The sequence below is a fragment of the Phormidium sp. CCY1219 genome, from assembly GCF_055795085.1.
The window spans coordinates 1-2408 of record NZ_JAYFEQ010000558.1 but is presented as its reverse complement, the minus strand read 5'-3'; the positions used below and the strand labels follow the sequence as shown (position 1 = coordinate 2408).

Here is a 2408-nt window from a genome sequence, read left to right as displayed (position 1 = left end):
GAGGGGCTTGGTAAGACTTTATTTTCCCAAGCTCACCTGACCAGAAGACCAGACTTATCTAAGTTTGGTAGCCATGACGGCGATCGCTAAAGGCAAGCACTGGACGCGCTTGTGTCTGCAACTCCCGAAAGGAAACCGAGGGAATGCCTTGACCTTTGCCGATGCGGTAAGCTACTTTTATCCACCAATAAACCAATTCTCCCGAAGGGGAGGAGCGGCGGTTGCGAGTCTGGCTGCTGCTATGCAAGCCACTACCGGCAAATAAATCGCCGGATGAGTTGCAACCATCATGGACAACAATAAACGGAGAAGGGTGCAACTACCTTGACCTATCCGTAATTGAGGAATGTGATGAGCAACGACTTAGATCTGATCAAAAGCCTAAGCCCCAGCGCAATGGATCAGATCATGCTATATCTGGCCTTCAGTGCCATGAGGACAAGCGGACACCGACATGGGGCATTTCTGGATGCAGCGGCAACAGCAGCTAAATGCGCCATTTACATGACCTATCTGGAACAGGGCGAAAACCTGCGAATGACAGGTCATCTGCATCACATCGAACCAAAGCGGGTGAAGGCAATTGTCGAAGAAGTCAGAGAAGCGCTGACGGAAGGCAAGTTGCTCAAGATGCTCGGTTCGCAAGAGCCTCGCTATCTGATCCAGTTTCCCTACGTTTGGTTGGAACAGTATCCCTGGATGCCGGGACGTCCGCGCATTCCAGGTAATAATCTGACCAGTGACGAGAAGCGCCAAATCGAACGTCAGTTGCCCCCGCATCTACCCGACGCTCAATTGGTCAATTCGTTTCAGTTCATGGAACTGATCGAATTTCTCCACGGTCGCTCTCAGGAAGATTTTCCACCAGAACGGCGAATGCCCTTGAGCGAAGCTTTGGCGGAACATATCAAGCGTCGGTTAATCTACTCGGGAACCGTGACCCGGATTAATTCCCCTTGGGGTATGCCATTCTACGCTCTGACCCGCTCTTCTTACTCCCCGGCGGATGACCACGAGCGGACTTATGTCATGGTGGAGGATACAGCACGCTATTTCCGTCTGATGAAGGATTGGGCAGAACGACAACCGAAAACCATGCGGTTGTTGGAAGAATTGGATATCCCCCCCCATCGGATGGAACAAGCAATGGATGAGTTGGATGAAATCATCCGTCAGTGGGCCGATCGCTATCACCAAGATGATGGAGAACCGATGATCCTGCAAATGGTCTTTGGACCGCAATAGGGCAGCGAAAACAAATTCTCGATTGCCGATCGTGGGTTGTTAAGGATTGCGCGGTGTGCTCTAAAATCGATTAACCCCCAACTTTCAACCGCTGCGATCGCAATTGAAACGCGCCCCGAAACCATGCAAATACCCGCGAGAACCGGGGGTTGGTCTTCCGCATCAGATAGCATGTCTTGGGGCCTCGTGTAAGGGTGCGAGATGTTCGAGACCAGGGCGCATCCCTACCACACAGCATTACCAACAAAGGGTGGAATGCAGCCAACGTCTTTTGCAAAAGGGACGTTGCCCCTGCTCCACCCTTGTCAATTCCAATTTTCCGATTAAAAATTTAATCCGGGATGGCGATCGGCGATGAATACCTAAAGCCAAATCTGACCCCACTCCCACCCATTCCCCCTCCAGATCCGCCCTCTGCTGACGCTGTGAAGTTAAACTACGCACAGAAGTCGCCTCCCCTCCTCGTCTCCAAAGCCAGCCTTGCTTGAAAGTTTCCTTTCACAGGTCTCCTCAATAACCTGTCTCTTGTCACGAATACCTTTCAAACTTACATCTCTGGCAATCTTTTCCTCATGGCAATCTCTGTGTAGCAGTTAGAGGTTTTTGTACTCACCCTTTCCACCTTTTGATTTGAGGGTGATATGCTCGATTTTAAACACATCTTCCTCCCTGAAGTGTAATCCACAGTAAGCGCACTTCCCTTCTTGCCGCTTGAAGAGCTTTGCCACCCCCTTGAAGGCTTTTGGATGTTTGCCCATTCTTCAACTCCAGTAAACCAGTTTGCCATCTTAGGGGGACGCTTCAAATTGCCCTTATTTACTAACTCTCCGTTAATTTTATTAGCCAAAAGGCAAGGTATTGTTAATGTAGGTCAAAGCGGCCAAAAAGCTATTAAAATTCTTGTTAGAGGGTCAATATAGCCTTTCTCAGATTGATGTGGTACGTAGCCGAATATTCATTACCGCGCTTGCACCTCCGAAATGAAAAATTCTCTACCTTACTTATATGAAAATCTTATAAATCTGGCGCGATCGCCACAGCTTTTTTCACCGATAGGGCGCTACAGCATAAATAACTATTCCGCTCATCGGAATAGTTTTTTCCCATCCCGGGAATTGGACTAAGCATAAATAACTATTCCGCTCATCGGAATAGTTTTTTTC

The 2408-nt window shown here is 48.9% G+C and carries 3 protein-coding genes; 2 read left to right on the top strand and 1 reads right to left on the bottom strand.

Annotated features, from left to right (window positions below; genetic code table 11):
- Nucleotides 1-73: 73 nt before the first annotated feature.
- Both AC0QH1_RS15545 and hetR read left to right on the top strand, forming a co-directional pair.
- The gene (locus AC0QH1_RS15545) at nt 74-265 is read left to right on the top strand and encodes a hypothetical protein (RefSeq protein WP_324632112.1); all 192 of its coding nucleotides are present in this window, start codon (nt 74-76) and stop codon (nt 263-265) included.
- Between the two features lie 86 nt (nt 266-351).
- Nucleotides 352-1245, top strand: coding sequence for a heterocyst differentiation master regulator HetR (hetR, locus tag AC0QH1_RS15540; protein WP_324632111.1), 894 nt, complete (start codon nt 352-354; stop codon nt 1243-1245).
- A gap of 593 nt (nt 1246-1838) precedes the next feature.
- Here hetR and AC0QH1_RS15535 read toward each other — a convergent pair.
- Nucleotides 1839-2003, bottom strand: a complete 165-nt coding sequence (locus AC0QH1_RS15535; RefSeq protein ID WP_324632110.1) for an HNH endonuclease — start codon at nt 2001-2003, stop codon at nt 1839-1841.
- Nucleotides 2004-2408 lie beyond the last annotated feature (405 nt).